Source organism: Novipirellula caenicola (genome assembly GCF_039545035.1).
In the GTDB taxonomy this organism is placed as follows: domain Bacteria; phylum Planctomycetota; class Planctomycetia; order Pirellulales; family Pirellulaceae; genus Novipirellula; species Novipirellula caenicola.
Genome location: NZ_BAABRO010000003.1, coordinates 619,255 through 638,456, shown reverse-complemented (window position 1 = coordinate 638,456; position 19,202 = coordinate 619,255). Strand labels below are relative to the sequence as shown.

Here is a 19,202-nt window from a genome sequence, read left to right as displayed (position 1 = left end):
TTCTTCCTATCGTTTCATCAACAATTCGTCGAGGTTTAGCATCACGTTTCCGACCACGGTCCAGGCCGCAAGGTCGACAACGTCGACTCCCTCGGGCACGGCACCGATCGGGTCGGTCGCCATTTGTTTGGCGGCATCGGGGTCGTCTGAAAACGCAGATCGCACTTCCTCGACCAACTGAGCGATTCGCGTGATCTCAGCAGGGTAGGGGTTGCGAATCAACGTGGTTTGAAAAATAAATCGAATACGCGATTCGGTTGTTTCTGCCGCTGCCACGGTACGGCGTGCCAACGCTTGAGCGGCTTCGATATAGACCGGGTCGTTCAGCGTCACGAGTGCCTGTAGCGGCGTGTTCGTGCGAATTCGCCGAACCGTGCAAACGTCGCGATCAGGTGCATCGAACTGAGACATCGATGGATAGGGACTTGATCGTCGCCACGACGTGTAAATCCCGGCTCGATATCGGTCATCACCTTCGCTTGTTTTCCAATCGGTGTCGCCGCCAAACGCCGCTCGAAGTCCCAATTCGGGTTGCGGTGGATTGACGGGCGGACCGCCCATTTTATCGCTCAACAATCCAGCCACAAAAAGAGCTTGATCACGCACCATTTCGGCCGCGATGCGGAACCGAGGACCACGAGCGAGCATCCGGTTCATCGGATCGTTTTCTTGCTGTTGCACACTCGTCACCGAACTTTGTCGATAGGTGGATGACATCACCAACAACTTTAGAAACGCCTTGATATCCCAACCATTTTGCTGCAACTCGGTCGCCAACCAATCCAACAACTCGGGATGCGAGGGCAATTCGCCTTGCGAACCAAACTCTTCGCTCGATTCGACGATTCCGATCCCAAAGATCTGTTCCCAGTGTCGGTTTGCGATCACCCGCGCCGTCAACGGATTGTCTTCGTCGACCAACCATCGCGCCAGATCCAAACGATCAGGCGAGTCACTGTTTCGCAGCGGGTGAAACGCAGCGGGTGTTCCTTCGCTGACCTCGTTACCAAGACTGGTGTAATTTCCCCGCAGCTGCACATGCGTTTTTCGTCGTTGGTTCTCGGGAAGCTGCTGCATGATCGGCGCGGTGGTCACCGGTTTCATCTCGCGAAGCTGTTTTTCCAATCTTGCGTGTTGTTTGCGAATCGGATCCAGCGAGGGCGCGATGCCGCGATAGTAGGCGGCTAGCGTTTCTTGCTCAGCTGCGGAATGCGATCGCGTCCGGTCCGCCAACAACGTTTGGATCTTTGGCGGCAGCGCGGCCCAGCGAGCCACATCCTGGTCAAACGTCATCGAGATCCGAAACTCATTGAGCAGATGTTTTGCATGGATTGATTGTTGATCCAAAGTCAGCGTCAATGATCCGTTGGTCAGTTTCAAGGGGCGGTCGAGCACCAGAGTCAATTCGTGAGCCGAACCGATTCCGCCTGCGATGGCCCACCCTTGTTTATCGTCGATCTTGTCGCCCAGGATGCTGGCGGCCGCAAATTTGGGTTGTTCATAATCGGCGAACGCGGCAGCAAACCGAAGCGAGGCCTTTCCGGAGGTGCTGAGTTCCAAACTTGGCGTCGGCAACGCTTCGGGCGACTGCTGCCAAATCACGTTCCGGTTTTGATCGAGCAATTGCAGCGTGTATCCCGCCAAGCGTCCTGAAATGCCACCGCCACCATCGGTGCGATTCCACAAAGCAATGCGGTCCACCGGGTACAGAGCCCCAAGATCCACTTCCCACCATGGGCTGTTTTCGGTTTGGGTATGCGTGACCGTGTTGTCTTGGAAATTGCCGCTGGTGTTACCATCGATCGCAAAATCGGCGGTCGCGTTGTAGCCTGTGGAACTTTGGGTCGCGGTACCCGAGAGAGCAACATTCTGGTCGCCTCTGAACACTTGCAACTCGGCAATATGCAAGATCCGCTGCTTTCCGGGAAGTTCCAAGCGAACAAACCTGGCATCAATCGGCTTGATATCGCTGGGCGTCCAGGTTGCCGAGACTTTGGAAAGGACAAAATTCTCGGCCTGGCCCTCACCGACCTCTAATTTCAAACCGACAAGCGACCGCGGGCTGGATGTTTCTTCTTCGTTGCTTTGACTTGGTTCCGCCAGCAGCGAAGGGGTGATTGGAAATTGCAGCGTATAGACATCCCGGTCTGCTTTATCTCCCGTCGCGGTAACCCAGCCTTCGCTGTCGGTGGAAAGTTGCCGGTGACCAGCAGCAAGGTCCGATGGCACCAGCGGCGACCACACGGGTTGCTCGCGAATTGATTTCATCCACTCCTCTTGCTGCGTTTCAAGCTCGGGAGTCGTTTGATTCAATTGCGATGCGAGCTCGGTGATTTGCGTCTGCAGCGATTGTTTCAACTCGAGTTGTTCGCGAGACCATATTTCGTGTATGGGGCTTTCATCTCGTCGATCACGATCCGCGGACTGGTTAAAGAACGCGAAGAATTGAAAATACTCGTCTTGCGTAATCGGGTCATATTTGTGGGTATGGCACTGTGCACATGCCATCGTGGTTCCCATCCAAACGGCCATCGTCGTATTGACTCGATCGACGACCGCGACGTTGCGGAATTCTTCGTCGTTGGTCCCCCCTTCGTTGTTGGTCATCGTGTTGCGATGAAACGCGGTGGCGATCAATTGTTCATCTGTGGGGTTTTCGAGCAGATCACCCGCGATTTGTTCAATCGTAAATTGGTCAAACGGCTTGTTATCGTTCAGCGAATCGATGACGTAATCGCGATAGGCCCAAATCGTCCTTAGCGGGTCATCGGCGTACCCGGCGGAATCAGCGTAGCGAGCTAAATCGAGCCACACACGGGCCCAGCGAATACCAAAGGAAGGCTTGGCCAGCTGTTGATCGACATACTTTTCATACGCGTCGGGGGCGTGATCGTTGACAAACGCCTGTGCTTCTTGCCATGTCGGTGGGACTCCGGTTAGATCGATCGCCAATCGGCGAGCCAGCGTCAAACGGTCCGCCTCGGGCGACGGTTTCAATTGGTTGGCGATCAGTTTGGAAAGCACGAACGCGTCGATCGGATTCCGCACCCAGTCGGTTTGATCGACATGTTGTTCGACTGAGGGCAGGTCGATCGAGGGCAGGGCAGGGCGGATCGGTTTTTCGTAGGACCAATGCTTGGCGTAGCTACCGCCTTGTGCAATCCAGCGACGGATCAATTCGACCTCGTCCTTGGTTAGCGGCTTGCCTTTTCCTTCGGGCGGCATCCGCATGTCTTCGTCGTCCGTCGTCAGCCGCTCGATCAACTCGCTTTCGTCGGGATCGCCCGGCTTGATCGCGAAATAGCCACCGAGGTCTTCGCGTGAACCGGCTTCGGTATCAAGTCTCAATCCGGCGGCCCGTTCGTCTTCGTCAGGCCCATGACAGGCGACACAGCGTCCAAACAGAATCGAGCGAATGTCGCGATTAAAATCGACAGGCTCGTCTGCGGTACCGACCGCTGCGGCGCAAAGACCGCAAACGATTGGGACAAGGTAGCGGAGAAGTGAAAGCATCGATTTATTGCAAATTGCAAGAGGACAGGGAGGGTGCAGGTAGCGTCGATCAGTCGATCACGATTTGCGGAGCCGCCCTCAAGAAACAAGCTCGGGAAGGACGAAACGGAGAGGCGGGAAGGGAACAAATCGCGGAATACGCGGGCAAGGTGGGCTGGGGGCAGATTGCCCATTAGGATCATTTTAGCAAAAATCGGACGCCGCCCCCTAAACTCGAAAATTTTTTCACCCGGGCCAACCAGCCCCCATCCCGCTCGCGATTTACCTAGCCACCCCCTCTTGCGGCGTCCAGGAACCGTAACGACGATGCTAACGAAAACAATCGTCATAACCCGCAACAAGCGAAGCGGTTAGGCGATCTTTACCCCCGAGGGTGTCTCAAATCACACCGCTTGATCGCTGCCAGCTAAGCCAAACCTAAGCTTGCCTCGTACGGTGCGCCCGATGGCAAATAGCTCCATCGCCATCGTTCGCCCTATTTCAATTCCCGGTCAGGAAGAAGCGCTCCCGATGCAGGATCCCCTTGTACAAATCGAATCAAACGTGCGTGGTTACGCGCGACTATTCCCAGCGGTGTTTAACAAAGCCGTGGGCTCGACCATTACCGACATGGAGGGAAACGATTTCATCGATTTCTTCTGTGGTGCGGGGTCTCTGAACTACGGACACAACAATCGGCGAGCCAAAGCGGCGCTACTCGCGTACATCCAAGCGGACGGGATCCAGCATTCGCTCGATACCGTTACCGCGGCAAAGGTTGACTTTCTAGAGGCCTTTAAACGAATCATCCTCACGCCTCGCGCGCTCGATTATCGCGTTCAGTTCACCGGCCCCACCGGAACCAACGCAGTCGAAGCCGCCGTCAAACTTGCTCGCAAACAGACCCAGCGTTCGCATGTCGTTGCGTTCACCAATGCCTATCATGGCCACTCACTTGGCGCGTTGGCATTGACGGGGAACCAGTTCTACCACAGCCAGTTTTACGGCTCGCACAACAACGTCACTCATCTGCCATACGATGGCTACATGGGTGAATACGACACATCGCTGCTGCTGGAAAAAATGCTCCGCGACCCGAGCAGCGGATTGCCGAAACCGGCCGCCGTGATCCTTGAAACCATCCAAGGCGAAGGGGGCATTAACGTTGCCAGCGATCGCTGGCTTCAGCGGATTGCATCCCTTTGCCAAGAGCACGACATTCGCTTGATTGTCGATGACATCCAAGTCGGAAATGGTCGCAGCGGAAAGTTTTTTAGCTTTGAGCACGCCGGCATCACTCCTGACATCGTGTGTGTTTCAAAGTCGATTGGTAGCGGCATGCCGATGTCGATCGTCTTGATCCGTCCAGAAATCGACACCTGGAAACCGGGCGAACACACCGGCACGTTCCGTGGCAACAACTTGGCATTCGTCTCGGCTCGCGCCGTGCTCGAATACTGGACCGAACCAGCCTTCGAAAATCAAATCGACGAACGCAGCCAAATTGTGCAAGCGAAATTGAGAGCGATTTGCGCCAAACACGCCGATCATGCGATGAGCGTTCGCGGCCGTGGGTTAATCTGGGGATTGGATTTGCGTTGTGGTGACTTGGCGAGCCGAGCGATTCAAAACGCGTTTAAAGAAGGGTTGTTGATCGAGGGATCGGGTGCATTTGACCAGGTTTTGAAGGTGATGCCCGCATTGACGATCGATACCGCATTGCTGAATCAGGGACTGCAAATCCTCGAATCCGCAGTGGATGCCGCGGTCGCTAATACCACGCATCGCCCGTCTGCCGTGCCTACCACCGTGAACTAGAACGTTTGTACAACGCCCGCCGCTCTAAAACTACAGACGTTGATCCCGTATGTCTTCCATGCCTAAATCTTCTAGCCGCGAAACGATCGAAGAACTGATTTCGTTCCCAGAACTATGGGCCCGTCAGCTCCAGCAAACTCCCCACCAGGTGGCGATCGTTTGCGAGGACGCCGAGTGGACGTATCGGGATCTTGAACATCAATCCAACGGGATCGCCAATACGTTGGTCTCGCTGGGAATCCACCATGGTTGCCGTGTCGGCTTGTGCGTGGATCGGTCTCCCGAAGCGATTGCGGCGATGCTGGGGATCATGAAACTGGGGGCCGTGTTTGTTCCGCTGGATCCCGATTACCCGGTGGAACGTCTGCGATATATGGTCGAAGACGCAGCCATCACGACGATCGTTGGTCACCGCAGTTACTACGATTCGATTGGCATTCCGCTGATCGATCACGGCGCGGACAACCCAACGGCCGCGTCAAAAATCCGCTGGGTTGACTGCGTCCCCGACGAATCCGACGCGGTTCGATTGACGACGTGTCCAAACGTCTCGATCGCACCGAGTGATTTGGCGTACATCATGTACACATCGGGATCAACCGGGAAACCCAAAGGGGTGCAAATCCAGCATTCGGCGTTGGCAACCTACTGTTTTGCCGACATCGAAGTTTTTCAATTGACTGAGACGGATCGCACGCTGCAATTTTCGACGCTGTGTTTTGACATCGCGATCGAAGAAATTTTCCCACCGCTGCTGACGGGCGGCTGCGTGGTGGTTCGCCCTCGCGACCGAGCCAACCACCGCAACGAATTGTCCACGCTGATCGATCGTTTTAAAATCTCGTCCGTTCACATCGCCGCGGCTTATTGGCACCAATGGGTCGATTTGATGGTCGCGTCAAAAGAACGCGTTCCGCGTTCGCTGCGATTGATCATCCCGACGGGCGAAAAAGTCTCGGTCGAGCACTATCGACGATGGCAATCGTTATGTGATCACGACGTGATGTTCTGTAACGCCTACGGTCCCACCGAAGCGACCGTGACGTCGACCGTTTACATCCCGGACGATTCGTTTGATGCAGCGAATATGCCGATTGGCAAACCGCTGAAACGCTACACGGCCCACATTTTAGACGACGATTTAAAACCGGTCGGCGAGGGTGAAACGGGACATTTGTTTATTGGCGGTCCCGCATTGGCCTTAGGCTACCTGAACCGACCTGAATTGACCGCAGCGGCGTTTTTAAACGTCGAAATCGACGGCAAGACACAGCGTGTGTATCGCACTGGCGATTTAGCCCGCTGGTTGCCCGATGGGAACATCGACTTTGCCGGCCGCGTCGATCACCAAATCAAATTGGGATCGTACCGCATTGAACCCGGCGAAATCGAAGCCGCGATCGACCAGGCCCCCGGCGTACTCGGGTCGCTGGCCAGCTTTGATGAAGTGGACGGCAAAAAATACCTTGTCGCCTATATCGCTCATGGCAAGCATGACGTTTCGGCGAACGCGATCTCGACGTATCTGCGCAGTGTGTTGCCGGCATACATGATCCCGGCACGCTATGTGTTCCTGGAATCGTTTCCGCACACGATCAACGGCAAGATCGATCGACGCGCGCTGCCACCGGCCAGCCAAGGCGTCGTCGCTCGCGATGAAACCTACGTGCCGCCTCGCGATGATCTGGAAAAACGATTGGTCGAACTTTGGCAGGACGTTTTGAATGTGCCCGAGATCGGAATTCACGACGATTTCTTCTTGCTTGGCGGTAGCTCGTTATTGGTCACGCAAGTGGTCGCTCGATTGACCAGCGACATGGACATCGATTTGCCCGTACGTGATTTCTTTGCCAATCCGACGGTTGCGACCTCGGCAAGGCATCTGCGTGAATTGCTTGGGGAAACCATCACGTCGTCGATCGATGATGACATCCGTGCCCTGCGAGACCGCTTGCCCGACGTACATGCGTCGTTCTTTTCCAGCGGCGGACAATCGATCTATGCGGTTCATTATCGTCCCCGCGAAAACTCGCTCGGACGTGGGGTGGTCATCTGTCATCCGATCGGTCACGAATATGCTCGCGGCTACCGCAACTTGCAACAATTGGCGGTCCAGTTGTGTCGCGTTGGTTTTAATGTGCTGCGGTTCGATTACGCCAACACGGGCAATTCCGAAGGTGGATGTGCCGAGTTGACCGCCGAGCGAATGCAACGCAACGTGATCGATGCACGTGATTACTTGATCGCACAAAGCGGTGCAAAACCGATTGCGGTGATTGGACTGCGACTTGGGGCCACAATCGCGGGCACATTACCGGAGGGCACGTTTGATGACGTCGTGTTGTGGGATCCAATCGTCGATGGTCGCCGTTTTGTTGAAATGTTGGACCAATGGCATCAACGTCAATTGACGGAACTGCGTCGCTTTAGCACGATTCGCCAATCCAGCGAGATCGACCAAAGTTACGGACATGCGATGTCGGCAGCGAAGCGAGCCAGTTTGTCGGCACTGAAGGTGCCGGTAAATCGCAAAGACGTTTCGGTGGTGCTCAGTGAGAACAGCCTGACTTCGCTTGAAGAGCAGTCGTGGTTGGCGTCGCAATCCGACGTCATTCATGTTGCCGACGCCATTTATTGGGATTCGAAGCGGTACACCGAAAGCGCATTTTCGTCGCCCGAAAGTGCCACAGCGATCGTGAATCGGCTGCTGAGAAAGTGTGACAGCAGCGGGGCAGCCTGCACGCGACCTACGTCTGCGTCCCCAACCGCGTCCGTTGCCTCCCCCACCACGCACTCAAAAGCCGCAGTCGTGTTTGGCAACTACGAACACCTGCTTGGCGTCTGGCAGCCACCCACCACGACACTCGATTGCGATACCGCCGTCATCCTGGTAACCCCTGGGATGCTGCATCACGTCGGCCCATTTCGTTTGCATGTGGACATCGCCAACGACTTGGCTGCCCGTGGGATCGCATCACTGCGTTTTGATATATCTGGGATCGGAGAAAGTTTCGGCGTCGGCGTTGGAGGCCGATCGATTGATCGTGCCGCAGACGAAATCAGTCAAGCAATCGATTGGATCCATCAAAACAGTAAGCTCAAAAAGATTGTGCTATTCGGTTTGTGCAGTGGCGCCGACGACTCATTGCACGCCGCGGTTCGCGATAATCGCGTCACCGCTGTGGTGCCGATGGACGGCTGTGGATACCGAACGCCTGCGTACTATTGGCACCGTTTCCGCGGCCATCACTTGCACCGGATCATGCGTCCGCAAAAGTGGTGGGAAGTAGCTCAGCGGATGATTGGGCGAAATACCACTGCACCTCCATCGCTACAACAGGGCAACGACATCCGCGAGTTTCCGTCGCGAGAAACTGCAGTCGCGGAATTAAGTAAACTCGCCGATCGCAAGACGCGGCTGCACTTTGTCTACACCGGCGGCGTGGGAATGTACTATTGTTATGCTCGACAGTTCTACGACATGTTCCCTGAACTCGAGGGACGCGAGGAAGTTTCGATGTGCTTTCATCCTGCGATGGATCATGTTGCGTATTTGTGCGAAGACCGAGCGGCGCTCGTCGATCACATTGGATCTCAGATTGGCGAGATCGCAACGCAGCGGAATCCGTAGGGCAGCATCCGCGGTGCAGGTCGTAGCGAATCGCTTGTTCTGACCACGAGAATCCCACCATGTCCCAGTGCCCGAGCACAATGGTTTGATGGCAGGCGGTAGTGGACGAGGCTACGAGTCCTGCAGCTTTATCCAGCCAAAAAGGACTCGTTGCCTCGTCCACTACGGAAGACGCCGCCAGTTATTCTTCGCCGCCGCTAAGGGCAGCAGCGTTTAGCGAACCTTGCAGCGGAAGCGAATGGTCACGCTTTCGCCGACCTTCAATTCGTCCGTCAATTTCCACTGCAACATCAACGATTCGGCTTCGTTTCGTTTTGTCGAGAACACCGCTCCACCGCTGCATGTTTGGCTATCCGGCACGTACTCAAGTCGAGTGGTCAGGTTGTCGGTCAAGGTGACGTGATTGACCGCCGAATCGCCTACGTTTTCGACGCGAATCGCGAACGAAACCACTTCGCCGGGCTGAGCATGTTGACGATCGGCAAACTTGCCAATCTGCAATCGGCCTGCATCGGGAAAATCGTAGACGCGAATCTCTTCGACACGCAAATCCCGCGTCAACGTTGGTGGCTTCAAATCTTCGATCGCCACTTCGATCGACTCTTCGACGCTCCACGAGACGGCCGCGTTGGCGGATTCCTGCAGCAGGGCCAGTTGGTTTTCTTGTAGCTGTGCCAAATCGAGTACCGACAATCCAGCCAATGCGGCCAGCACGTCTTCGGTCATTTCAGGCTGCAGTACATTTTCGATACGAACGCCACGATTGCGGTCTCGCATCGCGTCGATCCGCCGGGTCACGTCGGCATGGGCGAGCCCTTGGGTGTCGTTGATCACTAACCCAGGCAATTCGTCTTGAATTCGATTGAGTCCAACGTCGTGTTTGACGCCGGCGACCCCAACCACATGTCCGCCAGAGGCGGCACCGGTGATCTTGCGTACCGAGGCAAACCTCGGAGCGTAAACGCAAACGCGATTGCTGGCTTTGACCTCGGTATCGCCCGCTTCGGTCATGTAGTGAACCACCGTGTCTTCGGGATCCAGCCCGGCCAACGTATTGTTGCGACGAACGGCAACATCTTGGTGATGATCGCCGCCGTCACACAGAAATTCGTTGGGGTCGATGCCGTGGGCATTCCAACCGCCGGCACCATAGGTCGCGTAGCCTTGCGGGCCACTTTGACATGCGTTGGCATTGCCCGCAGCACATCCACCGCAACCGCAGGCCGCCACACTTTGGGCGTGCGGTTGATGCTGCCAAGCGACCTGTTGGACCGCTGGGTTCGGCCGAGGCTGCGTGTTTTGCATCGCCGTTGCCGCTGGAACGGGCATCGGTTGTGTCGGATGCGTCGCGGGATTTTGCGCGGCATAGCCGGGCTGCGTCGGCATTGATTTGTTTTGCGGCAATTGACATCCGGTCAACACAAATCCCGCCAACAGGGTGACGACCAGCATTACCAAGCTGGCACGTTGGCGACGGTGAGCGGAATTGCGTTGGTTCATCAGAGCGTTTGCTTTCGGAGTCCGCATCATCGCTGCGCTCCTTGCTCGGGTTGATAAATCGGCGTCCAAGCGGGGTAGCCAAAGAAAAATTGAGGCATCAATGCAGCAGCCGACGGCGGGGCCACCGAGCCGATGCGAACGATGGCGACGGGCCGTCCCATCCGATCGGCCACTTCCAACGCATCCTGGTGCTCTGAAAGCTCGATGGCGCGCGAGGTCTGTGGCGTTTCCGCAATGGGAAATGCGGTTGTCGGATCTTCCAAATAGATCACCCGAGTGACCAGCCGGCCTTCGAGTGCGGCTTCGAGATCATCGCGGTCCAAATTGATTGGAATCGGATAACTTGTCGCCAATCCCGGTGGTGGGTAGATGCGATCGATCAATTCGACCGTGGGGTACAACTCGGCACCTTCTGCATCCGGAATGCCGGTGATTCGAAAACGATAGACACCCCCAATCAACAACCCGACTTGCAGCGATTCTTCTTCGGTACCGAACAACTCGCTTCCCTGAGGCATCGAAAAACCGACCCCTGCGGGGCCTGAAAATGCCACCGGCTGAAAGTAGTTTTGCACCGGACCGCGACCCGCCAAGCGGGCTTGTCCGATCACGCCGGCAGGCATGTCGCCGCGAAGGATGTGGTGCCTTTCGCCGCTGCCGAGATAGTCGCTCGGATCCGCCGCCATTGCCGTGTTGCTAATCAAAACATGGCACGACAACGTTGCCAACGCGAGCATCGTGGTGGATAACGCAACGTTGGTTCGAGAGCGGGTTGGGCGAGTCATCATGAAGAACCGGGACGGATCGCGTTTTAGAGAATATGACAGTGAGTGTCGCCTTTCGCATCGCGATGCTGCAAACTTGCTCGCGAGGGGAAAGGCAACACTCGACCCGAAGGTCGAGCGTTGGTTGCCCGAATCAAAACCAAATTACTGGTTGTGATTTCAATGCACTTCTTCGCTGGCGTGTTGGTACAGCGGCCGTGCGTTAGGAACACCCGGGTGGATGTTCTGCTCGGTGATATTGATGTTGCTAACCGGGTTGGGATAGCTGTATCCGGGTTGCATTCGCACTCCGATTTTGACCTTGTCCACTGGTTGTGGCATGTGCATCGGGGTGTGGTTACGCATCACGTGTTTCTTCAATCCGGCGGGGCTTCCCAATGGAATGTGTGGTGGTCCAGGCAATCCGATCGGTGTGCCGGAGATTGGCATTCCGTATTGCGGAGCGTTGACACCGGCGATCATTCCGGGCAATCCCATCGGCAGTGAAGCACCGCCGCCTGCGGGTCCACCACAACCTTCGGTCATGGCCGCCGCGAACGGAGCTGGCAAACCTGCGATCGGTGGCCCCATCATTCCGCCCATCACTCCGCCACTTCCACCGGCTCCCATCATTTCGATGTCTTTGTCACCTAGGCGAATGATTGCAAGGATTGATCCCCGACGATCGGCTTCCACGATCGGATCGATTCCTGGATCAAGCCGAGTGCTGACCAGCGTATCGATTCCTGCCAGTGCAGGACCTTGGAAATCGGGATCGGGTAGGTAGATCACTTTGGTGACGAAGTTGCCCGTCAAGACTTGGTCAAAATCTTCCGCAGTGAACTGGATTGGCACCGAGTTGTGGGCCAAGTAGGCTCCGGTACGTGGGTTGGCATAGGCCAATTCCACGGTGGGGTACAACTCAACACCTTCACGGTTTGGAATGTTGGTCAGCTTCAACCGATACAATCCTCCCTGAGGAAAGTTTTGGCGAGCAGGAACGACGAGCGGTTCGCTGTCGAACATACCGCCACCGGACGCATCGTAGCGAACCTGCATCCCTTCGGGTTGGCTCATCGTGACTTGCACGGTCGAGGGAACACCTGGCATCATGGGCATCATTGCAGCCCCGCCGCCTTGGACGGCCCCGCCGCCTTGACCGATTCCGCCGGATGCGCCGCCGTTGCAGTCGGCACAGGCCGCGCCGGTCCGCATGCTGGCGAGTTGGAAGTTGCCTTGACCGCCTGCCTCGGGGCCGAGCGGAGCACTTCGCATGACATCAGGTCCGGCTTGCCCAATCGCGCCCTCTGGCATTGGCCCGCCGCACATCATTCCACCGGCTCCCATCATACCTGCCGCTCCCATCATGGGCATTCCCCCGCCCATTCCAGCAGCCATTGGCATTGGTCCCATGACTCCGGGACCGGGTCCGCCAACTCCTGGACCCGGTTCGAGCATACGCTGTTCGGGCGGCAAGTTGTGGCGAACCGGCACGCACCCGGTGGCGAGGACCGCCGTGGCCGCCAGCAGCGACATATGAGTGACGATTCGTTTCATCTTTCCCCTCGTTCCTTGGGAGATGTGTCGTTGGCGTTGGGGCTCGCGGCGTTGCGATTCCATCAACCTAAACACATCCAATAAATGTTTTGTAAGTGTGAACGATCTGGGTGGACGCGTGACCGGGAATCCAACTACGATCCGTTCGGCATTCGGCCAGACCTTCTTCGTAGTTGGTCATCGGCACGCGGAGGGTATTATCTTTGGAAAAATCGACATAACCGGACTATGAAGATTGACCGCTACAACCGTGTGATCCGCGATAGCAAATTCGCTTGGAGTTTCCCTGCGAGTTTCACGCGTCGTCATGGCGGATCCAAGGGGATCGTGCTGGTTTGTCTGTGTATCGTTTTCCTCACGTTTTCCGCACTCGATTGGCAAATCACCGTCGCCGACACGCCCTACGACGAAACCGCGGCAGCGGCTGCCCCAAGTGACCAAGCCGCGGTGATGGAAAATGAAGACGCGGCAAAAAAACTTTTGCGACGGGTCATCTTTCAACTCGCCAGCGGACCTGCTTTTGAATCCAAAGTGCGTCAACGCGTCTGGACCACCGGTCGCGAAGTCGTCGGCGTGGGAACGTATGAACAGTCCGGCCACACGTCAGGCCAGTTCAATTTCCAAATGACGATGCACGATGGCGAAGGCAAACACACGCTGCAACAGATGAGCGACGGCCGCTTGGCCTGGACGCGGACCGAAGTGGCAGGCGAAATTTCACTGCGGCGAGTCGATGTCGCCCGCTTGGACGAATGGTCGGCATCGTCGCAACACGACGGCATGTTGCCGCTGCGAGTGCGGGTGGGCGGATGGATCGAATTGCTCGAACAAATTCAACTCGACCATCAATTGCAGATCGCCAGTGGCAAGTTGCAGGGGCAACCGGTTTGGGTCGTCACCGCCACGCTGCCCCAAAGCAAACAAGATCACATTTTGCAAACCTCCGGGCGTGATCAATGGCCCACGCTATATCCCGTCAAAGTGTGTGTGGTGATTTCCAAAGTCGGCAATCAAGAAACAGGCTTTGGAAAATTCATGCCCTTGCGGATCGAACATTGGAGCCGTGAGATGGATCCACCCTCGGGTCCCGAACCCGAGGAAATTCCTCAAGCCGAACGGCTGATTTCGCTGGTCGAACTCTATTCGATTCGTCAAATTGCTCCGCCACCGATCGAACGATTTCGCTTCGAAAACCGTGATGCCGAAGTCAATTTCACCAACGAAACCGACCGCTATCTGAAGCGGTTCGGCGTGAACGTGGCCGAGCTCGCACCGATCAAACAATATCGGTGATGCGGGTTGCGTCCGCGCCCCCTTTGTTCGTCGGCTATAATGCGATTCCTTGATTTGCATTCACGTCGCTCGCATCCATCCGCCGGGGCGCCATGTACGGCAACCAATCGCATCATGCTTCGTTGATCAGCAGCGGCCGCGTCCTTGTTTTCCTGTTCGCCGGCCTGTTGTTGCTGGGCGCCATCTTGTCGCTTCATAAGAGCGAAAAAAGCCTTGTGCAAACCGCAGGCGGATTGGACCAAGCCGCAGCGGCGGTGATCGAAATCAATGCGGCCGAGCCTCACCCCAAGCACGATGGCAAACTGGTCTACGTTACCGGTCGCTTAAAAACATCCGCGCCGATCCGAGACGAAACCTTCGCACTTGAAGTCAACGCAGTTCGCTTGGAACGCCACGTGGAAATGTTCCAATGGCGTGAAGTTGAAAAACGCCGCAACTCGCTGTCGAACGATCGCTCGATCGGCAGACGCCGAAAGGTTTATCGCTACGAGAAAATTTGGTCCAAACAACGGATCGATTCCTCGACGTTTCGGCACTCTGGCCACGACAATCCCACGACGATGCCGTTTGCAAATCACAGCGTCCAAGCCGACGTGGTGCAACTCGGCGGTTTCCGGTTGTCCGATTCGCTCACCGATCAAATCCCGCCCAGCGATCCGCTAGACTTCCAACTTGCGGATCTGCCGCCGGAAATCGCCCGTGACGCGTTCATCCATCATGATGCCCCTAACCAATCCCCGCGACTGTATTGGTCGGCTGGACGTGGGCGAGCGAAACGCGACGCTCAGATTGGTGATGCGCGGGTGTACTTTACGATGCGTCCGTGCAGTACCGTCAGTGTGATCTCGCAGCAACGCGGTGATTCGTTGGTCCCGTTTCGTACCGCCAAAGGCACCCAAATCGAGCTGTTGTCGGTGGGCACCGTCACGCCGGACGCGATGATCCAACAGGTCCGCGGGACGACAACACGTTCGGCATGGGGCGGCCGTTTGATCGTAACCACGATAATGATGGTGTCGCTGTACTTGCTGCTGCGGCTAGGATCGCGGTGGATCAATCCTTATGCATTTTTGACCAGGATCACTGAACTGCAGCGATGGCGGATCGCAGCTTCGGTCGCCATCACATTGGCCTGTTTCTGCATCTGTAGTGCGTGGGTCATCGATCACCCCTGGTACGCCGTGAGCGTGTTGGCGATTGCGGTTCCCATCATTCCGGCAAGTGTCCACGGCATCCACCCCCGCAGCACGCCCCTCCGCCGCGACGTGTCCCATTCCCAGGCGGAACGTCGCGAAACGCAAGCGGAAGATCGCAAACGACGCAAGCGAAAACGGCGCCGCCGACTGGCCAAACGCCGCGGGTGACCGCGGTGGCTTTGCAGTCGTGCGGTGGCCTTGCTGCCGTGAAGCAGCATGCAACGGCTGGAAATACGGATTAGCGAAACAATGATTCGCTAGCATCCTGGCGGCATGACGGGGAAAATCGTTGGCGAATTTACGGGGGACAATTCGTCGACCCTGTGATATCAATCCTGCTCATTTCGGCGTCTCCGCCAGCCCATTTTCGCTACAACTCTTTGTAGCCAAACGACTTCGGCTATTGAACAGAATTTGCATGATGTCAAATTTCTTGGCTCAACCGGGCTCTCTGCCTTTATAATGAATGGGACCTTGTTCTCTTGATCTTTTTTATCCCGACGAAACGCAAGAATGCTTCTTGCCTCACCACGCGCCGGATCCCTGTCGTCTGACTAAGCTAAAGTTGGCGATGGCAATCTCCTGGTTCTACTGGCGACTGTTCGTCGTTCTTGGTTGCGTTCTCCTTTGGAGCTGGATATCCATGACTGATAACCCCACTGACATTCTGCGTCTGTATTCGGAAACTTACGAAAAAGCGAAGCAAATCAAGCTAACGCTCAAGGAGTACCTTGAAGCGGCGGGTAGCGATCCGTCGTTATACAGTTCCGCAGCCGAACGAATGGTCGAGGCGATCGGCGAACCGATCCACGTGGACACATCGAACGATTCCCGGCTGGGCCGGATCTTTATGAATCGCACGATCAAGACTTACCCTGCGTTTCGTCAGTTCTTTGGACTCGAAGAAACAATCGAACGCATCGTAGGTTACTTTCGACATGCCGCGCAAGGCCTCGAAGAACGCAAGCAAATCTTGTATCTGCTCGGTCCGGTCGGAGGCGGCAAAAGCTCGCTTGCCGATCAACTTAAAAAATTGATGCAGGCGCGACCGGTCTACGTGCTGTGCGCCGATGATGAGATCAGTCCGATCTTTGAAAGTCCGCTGGGCTTGTTCGACCCCAAAACGATGGGACATGTTTTGGAAGAGGACTACGGTATCCCCACACGACGATTGCCGGGATACATGTCGCCGTGGGCGTTGAAACGGTTGGACGAATTCGGTGGCGACATCTCGAAATTTTCGGTCGTCCGTGTGATGCCTTCCGAGCAACGTCGCTGCTTGGTCGCCAAGACGGAACCGGGCGACGAGAACAACCAAGACATCTCGTCGTTGGTCGGCAAAGTCGACATCCGCAAACTTGAGCACTTTGGCCAGGACGATGCAGATGCCTATTCGTATTCAGGCGGACTGAACCGCACGACGCAGGGGCTGCTCGAATTTGTCGAAATGTTCAAAGCTCCGCTGAAGATGTTGCATCCACTGTTGACCGCCACGCAAGACGGTTCCTACGTGGGGACTGAAAACGTTGGAGCGATGCCTTACCAAGGAACGATCGTTGCCCATTCGAACGAGTCCGAGTGGGAGTCGTTTAAATCGAATCGTAACAACGAAGCGTTCTTGGACCGGATCTGTGTCGTCAAGGTTCCGTACTGCTTGCGGGTCACCGAAGAGAAGATGATCTATGACAAATTGATCCACAACTCGGAACTGGGTAACGCGCCCTGCGCCCCCGACACGTTGGAAATGATGGCACGGTTCTCGGTGCTGACCCGGCTGAAGGAACACGAAAATTCGAGCCTTTATTCGAAGATGCGTGTCTATGACGGAGAATCGCTGAAGGACACCGATCCGCATGCCCGCACGGTGGGCGAATACCACGACGCGGCAGGGGTGAGCGAAGGGATGGACGGCGTTTCCACCCGCTTTGCTTACAAAATTTTGTCTGAAACATTCAACTTTGACACCCACGAAGTGGCCGCCGATCCGGTTCACTTGATGTACGTGTTGGAGCAATCGATTCGGCGTGAACAGTTGCCCGAAGATACCGAACAGCGATATTTAGAGTTTGTCAAAGAGGAATTGGCATCGCGGTATGCTGAATTCATCGGCAACGAAATTCGCAAAGCGTATCTCGAGTCGTATCATGCCTATGGGCAAAACATCTTCGATCGTTACATCGCCTATGCCGATGCTTGGATCGACGACACCGATTACAAGGACCCCGATACGGGTCAATTGATGGATCGAGAAATCTTGAACGAGGAACTTGAAAAGATTGAACATCCAGCAGGCATCTCGAACGCCAAAGATTTCCGTTACGAGGTCGTCAAGTTCGCATTGCGTGCCCGCGCGAAAAACGAAGGACGGAACCCGGCTTGGACCTCGTATGAAAAAATCCGGGATGTGATCGAGAAACGAATGTTCGGCCAAATCGAAGAATTGCTTCCGGTCATCAGTTTCGGTGCCAAGAAAGACAGCGAAGCGGAACAGAAGCACAACGAATTCGTTGAACGATTAACCAAACGAGGCTACACCGAACACCAAGTTCGTCGCTTGGTCGATTGGTACATGCGAGTCAGCAAATCAGGGTAGTTTTGAATTATGCACGTCATCGACCGTCGTCAGAATCCAAATGCTAAAAGCCTGGGGAACCGGCAACGGTTCGTCCGCCGGGTCAAATCGCATATTCGCAAAGCGGTCAAAGAAGCGATACGGCACCGTAAGGTCGCGGATCTCGAAGGCAGTGAGAAAATTTCGATCAATGCCAACGACGTCAGCGAACCCAATTTCAACTTCGAATCGGGCGTCGGAAATCGCAACTACGTGCTGCCCGGAAACCGCGGTTACCAACGTGGTGACCGCATCCGCAAACCGAGCGGCGGAGCAGGGGGCAGCGGTGCATCGGGTAGCCCCGATGGTGATGGCGAAGACATGTTTGTCTTTCTGCTGACTCGCGAAGAATTCATGGACATGTTCTTCGACGATCTCGAGCTGCCGAATCTCGCCAAACGCAAATTGAAATCGATGACGACGACCTCGCGAGTGCGGGCGGGATATTCGGTCGACGGCGCCCCTCAGCGGCTGAATCTGCGTGAAACCATGCGGCATTCGTTGTCGCGACGGATCGCGCTGCGTCGCCCCAAGACTTCCGAACTCGACGCATTGCTGGCGGAATTGGAACAAGCCAAGGAACAAGACGACGAGGAAGAGATCAAACGGTTGACCGAATTGGTCGCAGTCACCCAGCGGCGGATGAAACGCGTCAGTTACCTCGACACGGTCGATTTGCGGTACAACCGATTCGAAACGCGGAGCAAACCGACAACGCAAGCGGTGATGTTTTGTTTGATGGACACGTCCGCGTCGATGACCGAAGACCTCAAGGATTTGGCCAAGCGATTCTACATGCTGCTGCATCTGTTTCTGACTCGCTACTATCAAGCGGTAGAGATTGTCTTCATTCGGCACACCTACACTGCCACCGAAGTCGACGAACATACGTTCTTTTACGGACGCGAAACCGGCGGCACGGTGGTTTCGTCGGCGTTGATCGAAATGGAGCGAATCGTCAAAGAGCGTTATCCGGTCGAGGATTGGAATATCTATGCCGCGCAGGCTTCGGACGGTCATAACTTTGACCATGACATGCCTCAAACGATGTCGCTATTGGAAAAATCAATCCTGCCGATGTGCCAGTATTACGCGTATATCGAAGTCGGAGACGAGCCGCTGACGAGCGACAGCGTGCTGTGGAAAAACTATGAGTCGTTGGTCGCAAGGATTTCGCATTTCCAGCGTGCCAAGGTCAGCGAACCCGCCGACATCTACCCCGTTTTCCACAAACTGTTTTCCAGCGACAAACGTCAACAGTCTCAAACGGCGGCTGGCTAAGCGGAGGATCCTCCGCAAGCTGACAATTGAGAAAGAACCAATTGAGGGATGCTCACGCG

The 19,202-nt window shown here is 55.8% G+C and carries 10 protein-coding genes; 6 read left to right on the top strand and 4 right to left on the bottom strand.

Annotation, left to right across the window (positions count from 1 at the left end):
- Window positions 1-6 precede the first annotated feature (6 nt).
- Window positions 7-3,513 (bottom strand): DUF1553 domain-containing protein, encoded by a 3,507-nt coding sequence (locus ABEA92_RS09685; RefSeq protein ID WP_345683616.1) that lies wholly within the window; start codon window positions 3,511-3,513, stop codon window positions 7-9.
- A gap of 510 nt (window positions 3,514-4,023) precedes the next feature.
- Between ABEA92_RS09685 and ectB the strand changes: the two genes are divergently transcribed.
- The gene (gene ectB, locus ABEA92_RS09680; RefSeq protein WP_345683615.1) at window positions 4,024-5,310 is read left to right on the top strand and encodes a diaminobutyrate--2-oxoglutarate transaminase; all 1,287 of its coding nucleotides are present in this window, start codon (window positions 4,024-4,026) and stop codon (window positions 5,308-5,310) included.
- 58 nt (window positions 5,311-5,368) lie between these two features.
- Window positions 5,369-8,941 carry an amino acid adenylation domain-containing protein gene (locus ABEA92_RS09675; protein WP_345683614.1) on the top strand — a complete coding sequence of 1,191 codons (3,573 nt, stop codon included), beginning with the start codon at window positions 5,369-5,371 and terminating at the stop codon, window positions 8,939-8,941.
- A 213-nt stretch (window positions 8,942-9,154) separates the two neighbouring features.
- Here ABEA92_RS09675 and ABEA92_RS09670 read toward each other — a convergent pair whose 3' ends face one another.
- The 3 genes from ABEA92_RS09670 to ABEA92_RS09660 form a co-directional block, all read right to left on the bottom strand.
- A complete protein-coding gene (locus ABEA92_RS09670; protein WP_345683613.1) occupies window positions 9,155-10,441 on the bottom strand; it encodes a DUF11 domain-containing protein in 1,287 nt (428 codons plus the stop codon).
- 26 nt (window positions 10,442-10,467) lie between these two features.
- Entirely contained in the window at window positions 10,468-11,229 is a 762-nt protein-coding gene (locus ABEA92_RS09665; RefSeq protein ID WP_345683612.1) for a hypothetical protein, read from the bottom strand.
- A gap of 156 nt (window positions 11,230-11,385) precedes the next feature.
- On the bottom strand, window positions 11,386-12,762 hold the full coding sequence (locus ABEA92_RS09660) for a hypothetical protein (RefSeq protein ID WP_345683611.1): 1,377 nt from the start codon (window positions 12,760-12,762) through the stop codon (window positions 11,386-11,388).
- A gap of 228 nt (window positions 12,763-12,990) precedes the next feature.
- On the opposite strand from ABEA92_RS09660, the gene ABEA92_RS09655 reads away from it, so the two are divergent.
- The 4 genes from ABEA92_RS09655 to ABEA92_RS09640 all read left to right on the top strand — a co-directional run bounded on the left by ABEA92_RS09655 (window position 12,991) and on the right by ABEA92_RS09640 (window position 19,143).
- The gene (locus tag ABEA92_RS09655) at window positions 12,991-14,055 is read left to right on the top strand and encodes a hypothetical protein (RefSeq protein ID WP_345683610.1); all 1,065 of its coding nucleotides are present in this window, start codon (window positions 12,991-12,993) and stop codon (window positions 14,053-14,055) included.
- Between the two features lie 92 nt (window positions 14,056-14,147).
- Window positions 14,148-15,419: a TMEM43 family protein gene (locus ABEA92_RS09650; protein ID WP_345683609.1), complete on the top strand. Its 1,272-nt coding sequence runs from the start codon at window positions 14,148-14,150 to the stop codon at window positions 15,417-15,419.
- A 475-nt stretch (window positions 15,420-15,894) separates the two neighbouring features.
- Window positions 15,895-17,844, top strand: coding sequence for a PrkA family serine protein kinase (locus tag ABEA92_RS09645; protein WP_345683608.1), 1,950 nt, complete (start codon window positions 15,895-15,897; stop codon window positions 17,842-17,844).
- A gap of 9 nt (window positions 17,845-17,853) precedes the next feature.
- Entirely contained in the window at window positions 17,854-19,143 is a 1,290-nt protein-coding gene (locus tag ABEA92_RS09640; protein ID WP_345683607.1) for a YeaH/YhbH family protein, read from the top strand.
- Window positions 19,144-19,202 lie beyond the last annotated feature (59 nt).

Bases quoted from the DNA above. Each gene is read 5' to 3' on its own strand.
- ABEA92_RS09670 (WP_345683613.1), bottom strand. From the start codon at position 10,441: ATGAACCAACGCAATTCCGCTCACCGTCGCCAACGTGCCAGCTTGGTA.
- ABEA92_RS09685 (WP_345683616.1), bottom strand. From the start codon at position 3,513: ATGCTTTCACTTCTCCGCTACCTTGTCCCAATCGTTTGCGGTCTTTGC.
- ABEA92_RS09675 (WP_345683614.1), top strand. From the start codon at position 5,369: ATGCCTAAATCTTCTAGCCGCGAAACGATCGAAGAACTGATTTCGTTC.
- ABEA92_RS09655 (WP_345683610.1), top strand. From the start codon at position 12,991: ATGAAGATTGACCGCTACAACCGTGTGATCCGCGATAGCAAATTCGCT.
- ABEA92_RS09650 (WP_345683609.1), top strand. From the start codon at position 14,148: ATGTACGGCAACCAATCGCATCATGCTTCGTTGATCAGCAGCGGCCGC.
- ABEA92_RS09665 (WP_345683612.1), bottom strand. From the start codon at position 11,229: ATGATGACTCGCCCAACCCGCTCTCGAACCAACGTTGCGTTATCCACC.
- ABEA92_RS09645 (WP_345683608.1), top strand. From the start codon at position 15,895: ATGACTGATAACCCCACTGACATTCTGCGTCTGTATTCGGAAACTTAC.
- ectB (WP_345683615.1), top strand. From the start codon at position 4,024: ATGCAGGATCCCCTTGTACAAATCGAATCAAACGTGCGTGGTTACGCG.
- ABEA92_RS09640 (WP_345683607.1), top strand. From the start codon at position 17,854: ATGCACGTCATCGACCGTCGTCAGAATCCAAATGCTAAAAGCCTGGGG.
- ABEA92_RS09660 (WP_345683611.1), bottom strand. From the start codon at position 12,762: ATGAAACGAATCGTCACTCATATGTCGCTGCTGGCGGCCACGGCGGTC.